The organism is Synechococcus sp. R6-7 (assembly GCF_047461695.1).
Classification (GTDB): domain Bacteria; phylum Cyanobacteriota; class Cyanobacteriia; order Thermostichales; family Thermostichaceae; genus Thermostichus.
Map to the genome: position 1 here is coordinate 1 of NZ_JANSHS010000324.1, position 4,698 is coordinate 4,698.

The 4,698-nt window shown below is 60.7% G+C and carries 5 protein-coding genes; 1 reads left to right on the forward strand and 4 read right to left on the reverse strand.

The window, feature by feature from the left end; all coding sequences use genetic code 11:
• Nucleotides 1–33: 33 nt before the first annotated feature.
• The gene (smpB, locus tag NW815_RS09945; RefSeq protein ID WP_011432891.1) at nucleotides 34–498 is read right to left on the reverse strand and encodes an SsrA-binding protein SmpB; all 465 of its coding nucleotides are present in this window, start codon (nucleotides 496–498) and stop codon (nucleotides 34–36) included.
• Nucleotides 499–521: 23 nt separating this feature from the next.
• A complete protein-coding gene (der, locus tag NW815_RS09950) occupies nucleotides 522–1,901 on the reverse strand; it encodes a ribosome biogenesis GTPase Der (RefSeq protein WP_011432890.1) in 1,380 nt (459 codons plus the stop codon).
• 160 nt (nucleotides 1,902–2,061) lie between these two features.
• On the opposite strand from der, the gene NW815_RS09955 reads away from it, so the two are divergent.
• On the forward strand, nucleotides 2,062–3,258 hold the full coding sequence (locus tag NW815_RS09955; protein ID WP_414415961.1) for an aspartate aminotransferase: 1,197 nt from the start codon (nucleotides 2,062–2,064) through the stop codon (nucleotides 3,256–3,258).
• A gap of 3 nt (nucleotides 3,259–3,261) precedes the next feature.
• Here NW815_RS09955 and NW815_RS09960 read toward each other — a convergent pair whose 3' ends face one another.
• On the reverse strand, nucleotides 3,262–4,470 hold the full coding sequence (locus NW815_RS09960) for a Coenzyme F420 hydrogenase/dehydrogenase, beta subunit C-terminal domain (protein WP_414390782.1): 1,209 nt from the start codon (nucleotides 4,468–4,470) through the stop codon (nucleotides 3,262–3,264).
• A 5-nt stretch (nucleotides 4,471–4,475) separates the two neighbouring features.
• On the reverse strand, nucleotides 4,476–4,698 hold a 223-nt coding region (locus NW815_RS09965), incomplete at its 5' end, for a hypothetical protein (RefSeq protein WP_414415962.1).

Consider the following 4,698-nt stretch of genomic DNA (forward strand, 5'->3'; position numbering starts at 1 on the left):
TAGCGGTCGGAGTCGGGTAGTTTACGGAGAAATTTATCGTTCCTTCAGTTCCCGCTGAATCTCCCGCTGGGTTTGCCGCTCTTTGATTGCCTGCCGCTTGTCGTGGAGCTTTTTGCCGCGGGCCACGCCCAGATGGGCTTTGATCCAGCCGCGGTTGAGCACCAGCTTGAGGGGAACCACGGTCAGGCCCTTTTGTTCCACCAAGCCCCGTAGGCGGTCGATCTCGCGGCGGTGCAGCAGCAACTTGCGGCGGCGGGTAGGGTCGTGGTTAAACACTTTGCTGGCGGTGTCATGGGGGGAGATGTGCAGATTGTGCAGCCATGCTTCCCCATCCCGAAAGAGGGCAAAAGCGTCTTGCAGGTTGGCTTTGCCCGCTCGTATCGATTTCACCTCTGTGCCGGTCAGTTGGATCCCGGCCTCATAGGTCTCCAAGATGTCGTACTCGAAGCGGGCGCGACGGTTGTCAACCAGGGTTTTGACGTTGGGATCCACAGCCATAGGCTTTCAGTAGACCAGAGGGCCTAACGAGAGGTCAGGGATCTCTCCAATTTTCGCACCGCCCGCCCAACCAAGCGCTCGGATTTGCCGCGCCAGAGAAAGCGAATGGGAGTACCGGTAAAGTCCAGGTTTTGCCGGAAGTGCTTTTCCAGGAAGCGGCGGTAGTTATCCTTAAACAAATCGGGATCGTTGACAAACAGAACAAAGGTGGGGGGCCGATCCGCCACCTGGGTGCCGTAGTAAATTCTGCCCTGCTTGCCCTGGCGGTTGGTGGGGGGCGATTGCCAGGCAAGAGCATCCTGGAGCACTTCGTTGACCACAGCGGTGGGAACCCGTTTGCGGTGGGCGGCCACCACGGTATTCACCTGCTCAAAGATTTTGTGGGTGCGTTGCCCGGTGAGGGCGCTGACAAACAGGAGCGGCGCCCATTCAATAAAGTAAAGCCTGTCGCGAATCTCGCGGGTGAACTCGTTGATGGTGTGGGTATCTTTGTTTTCTACTGCATCCCACTTGTTGACGACGACAACGCAGGCGCGGCCCTCTTCTTCGATGCGCCCGGCCAGCCTCTGATCCTGTTCGGTAACCCCCTCCAAAGCATCGATCACCAGCAGAACTGCATCCGAGCGCTGGATGGCCTTGAAGGCCCGGTTAATGCTGAAGAACTCAATGCCGTACTGCACGCGGTTTTTTTTGCGGATGCCGGCGGTATCGATGAGGCGATAGGGCTGCCCTTCCCAGGTGACCACGGTGTCGATGGCATCGCGGGTGGTGCCGGAAATGGGGCTGACGATGGCCCGCTCGGATCCTACCAGGCGGTTGAGCAGGCTGGATTTGCCGACGTTGGGCCGTCCCACAATCGAGACGGCGATGGGATCTGGCTCGCCTGCGGCTTCTGCGGTCACTTCGGGCAAGTGAGCCAGCACCGCCTCCAACAGCTCGGCTACCCCATTGCCATGGATGCCGGAACAGGGGATCGGATCCCCCAGCCCCAGCTCCCAAAAGGCTGCTGCCTGAGCCAGGCCCATCTGCCCCGACTCGCACTTGTTTACGGCCACCACCACCGGCAGGGGTTGTTTGCGCAGCCAATCGGCCACTTCTACATCGGCGGGTGTCAGTCCCTCTCGGCCATCCACCACGAAGATCACGGCCTGCGCCTCGGCCATGGCTGCCATCGCTTGCTGGCGAATGTGGGGCAGAAATTCGCTGTCGTCGCCAAAAACCAGGCCGCCGGTGTCCACCACCCGCAAGCGGCGCCCGTTCCACTCCACCTCCTGGTACAGGCGATCCCGGGTCACGCCGGGCTCATCGTGCACAATGGCCGAACGCACCCCCGCCATGCGGTTGACGAGGGTGGATTTGCCCACGTTGGGGCGGCCCACAATGGCCACAAGAGGTAGGGGCACTGTTGGCTCGTCGATAACTTGGGATATCTATCCTAGCTGTTCGGGATCCCGGATGCCCAAAGCCGCCAATCTCGATCATTGCTTTGGATGCAGGTCTGGCGGTAAGTTAGGTACCTATCCTCCCATCAGGCACCGGCTGTGCCCCTTCCCCATTCTTGCCATGAACCGCGCTCTCGTTCCCGCCCAGCGGCTGAACAAGCTGCCCGCCTATGTCTTCGCCCGCTTGGATGAGCTGAAGGCCCGCGCCCGCCAGCAGGGGTTGGATTTGATCGATCTGGGCATGGGCAACCCCGATGGTCCCACCCCACAGCCGGTGGTGGAGGCGGCGCAGGCGGCCATTGCGGATCCCGCCCACCACGGCTACCCGCCCTTTGAGGGCACGGCCAGCTTCCGCCAGGCAATCACGGATTGGTACTGGCGCCGCTACGGGGTGGAGCTGGATCCCAATGGAGAGGCGCTGCCTTTGCTGGGATCCAAAGAGGGGCTGACCCACCTGGCTCTGGCCTATGTGGATCCCGGAGATCTGGTGTTGGTGCCCAGCCCTGCCTATCCAGCCCATTTTCGCGGCCCCATGATTGCCGGCGGGCAGATCTACCCGATGATGCTGCGCCCGCAGAAGGGGTGGTTGATCGATCTGCAAGAAATACCGCCGGAAGTGGCTCAGCAGGCGCGGGTGCTGTATTTCAACTACCCCAACAACCCAACGGCTGCGGTGGCGCCCCGCTCTTTTTTTGAGGAGGTGGTGGAGTTTGCCCGCCGCTACGATCTCATCCTGGTGCACGACCTGTGCTATGCCGAGCTGGCTTTTGACGGCTACCGGCCCACCAGCCTGCTGCAGATCCCAGGCGCCAAGGACTTGGCAGTGGAGTTCCACACCCTCTCCAAAACCTACAACATGGCCGGTTGGCGGGTGGGATTTGTGGTGGGCAATCGCCAGATCATCCAGAGCTTGCGCACCCTGAAAACCAATCTCGACTACGGCATTTTTGCCGCCATCCAAAAGGCCGCCGAAACTGCCCTGCGCCTGCCGGATAGCTACCTGGAGCAGGTACAAGAGCGCTACCGCCGCCGGCGCGACTATCTGATCGGCCGCCTAGCGGAGTTGGGCTGGCGGATCGAGCCGCCACGGGCGACGATGTATCTCTGGATCCCTACCCCCCGCGCTGCCGACGGCACCCCTGAGGGATCGACGGAGTTTGCCCTGCGGGTGCTGGAATCTACAGGCGTGGTCGTAACCCCCGGCAGCGCTTTTGGAGAGGGAGGAGAGGGCTACGTGCGGATTAGCCTAATTGCCGATTGCGAGCGCATAGGTCAGGCTATCGATCGCTGGGCGGAAGCCGGGATCCGCTACTGCTGAGCCTCAGTCTTGCGGGAGTTGGTACTGCTCCACAATCCGCCGGGCAAAGGGGGGCACGTGCTGCTCCAACTTCTGGGGATAGTGGCGGCGCACGTAGAGGTAGTTGCGGGTGAAGTGGGAATCGATGGAGAAGCGGGCATATTCCAGGCCGCGCGGCCCAAAGCGCTGGATTGCCGCCCCCAAGAGGCGAGCCAGCCACATTGGCAAACTCAGGGCTTGGTCGTAGGCAGGGATCCCCTGCTGCACTGCCGCCCGCCGGGATCCCTGCGAGATCACCGGTTGGGTTTCCAGCTCCTCCCAGACTAAGTCCAACAGCTCTTGCCCCCGCTGATTGCGCACCAGCAGCCACTGCCAGCCCAAGGGGGATCCCATGTAGCCCACCACCAGATCTGCCAGAGCATTCACATAGTCAAAACAACTGAGGCAGGAGGGGGCAAACACGTCCTTGAGTTCTTTGGTCTTGAGGCCGAAGAAGGGCACCTTTTCCACCGAGCCATCTTCGTGTTTGAAGTGGATGTGGAAGTCTTGCATAAACTCGTAGTGCACCACCGTCTGTGGGGAGCGGCTGGTGGTTTCTAGAAACTTTTGCAGCCCGGCACGGCTGACATTGTCCACACAGGGCGTGCCCAACACGTACAGCTTCTCCAGGCCCAGTTTTTTTTCCACCGCCCGCAAAGCCTGAATTTGGCAGCCCACCCCGATCACCAATAGGCGCTTGAGGCCGCTTTGCTCCACCTGCTCCAACACAGACAAGTTGGGAGAAAGAGTTGGCTTGTTAACTCGCGCCGCCCAGACCGCTTCGGGGGTACGGGCCAGGATGGGCCGTGGCTGAAAGCGATCCCGCTCATCCGCCTGCACGCACACCACCCCTTCCACCAAGCCAGTGGTGAGGGCCTTCATGCCAATGCTGCTGACAATGCCCGTCCACTGGGCCCCCGGGATCGGATCCCGCTTGCGGGCTGTGTACATCGCCTCGTAGACACCGAAGTAATCGGTATCAGTGACGGCAAGGGATCCTGAGCGCAGCGATTCCCGGGATCGCCCGTGGGTCTGTTCTTCCAACTGGGTCAGTTGCTGGTCCAAGAAGGCACAGGCTTCTTTGACGTGGGCCACGTAGCGGGTATCGCAGAGGCCGCACTGGCTGCACAGCTCTTTGGCCGGATAGCGGCCGGAACGGATGGGCCGGGCTGGACGCGGTGAACGGGATCCCATGATTTCTAGTGTTTGCGTAAGCGGAATGGAGTCCAATGGATCTTTTGAGCTTTGCTATTTAAGCTTTCTTTGAGATCTAAAGACACAGGCACCTCAGGCGTTCGCAGCAACGGCAACCAAGGTGCTCTCTTCAGTTTGCGGCCAAAACGGCAGATAGCGGCAAAGAACTTCGAGGGATCCCTGCTAAAGGAGCGCAAAATTTCAGCTAGAAATCGCAGGAGCCCCGCA

Coding starts and splice junctions, on each gene's coding strand:
- NW815_RS09955 (WP_414415961.1), top strand. CDS start 2,062: ATGAACCGCGCTCTCGTTCCCGCCCAGCGGCTGAACAAGCTGCCCGCC.
- smpB (WP_011432891.1), bottom strand. CDS start 498: ATGGCTGTGGATCCCAACGTCAAAACCCTGGTTGACAACCGTCGCGCC.
- NW815_RS09960 (WP_414390782.1), bottom strand. CDS start 4,470: ATGGGATCCCGTTCACCGCGTCCAGCCCGGCCCATCCGTTCCGGCCGC.